Below are 693 nucleotides of genomic sequence, written 5' to 3'. Positions count from 1 at the left end.
CAAGTCATGTTGGGGACTCTATGGAGACTGCCGTCGTAAGATGTGAGGAAGGTGGGGATGACGTCAAATCAGCACGGCCCTTACGTCCGGGGCTACACACGTGTTACAATGGGGGGTACAGAAGGCAGCTACCTGGTGACAGGATGCTAATCCCAAAAGCCTCTCTCAGTTCGGATTGGAGTCTGCAACCCGACTCCATGAAGCTGGATTCGCTAGTAATCGCGCATCAGCCACGGCGCGGTGAATACGTTCCCGGGCCTTGTACACACCGCCCGTCAAGCCATGAAAGCCGGGGGTACCTGAAGTACGTAACNGCCTCTCTCAGTTCGGATTGGAGTCTGCAACCCGACTCCATGAAGCTGGATTCGCTAGTAATCGCGCATCAGCCACGGCGCGGTGAATACGTTCCCGGGCCTTGTACACACCGCCCGTCAAGCCATGAAAGCCGGGGGTACCTGAAGTACGTAACCGCAAGGAGCGTCCTAGGGTAAAACTGGTGATTGGGGCTAAGTCGTAACAAGGTAGCCGTACCGGAAGGTGCGGCTGGAACACCTCCTTTCTGGAGTGACGACTCGAACGATTGGCAATTTATAATTGACAATTGACAATAAAGAAGTTGGTTCTTTGAGTGATGCTTCCATCAGAACCTCTTGTACTGCGAGTAATTGTTTATTAAAGATATACCTATAATAA

At 52.2% G+C, this 693-nt stretch carries 1 rRNA gene; it reads left to right on the top strand.

What is annotated here, in order from left to right:
• A 16S ribosomal RNA gene (locus AAE250_RS23575) occupies positions 1-559 on the top strand; the annotation flags it as partial.
• Positions 560-693 lie beyond the last annotated feature (134 nt).

Origin of the sequence: Bacteroides sp. GD17 (assembly GCF_038448625.1) — a bacterium.
Taxonomy (GTDB): Bacteria; Bacteroidota; Bacteroidia; order Bacteroidales; family Bacteroidaceae; genus Bacteroides.
Note: the sequence above shows the minus strand (reverse complement) of the source record. Positions and strands in the feature narration are given on the sequence as shown.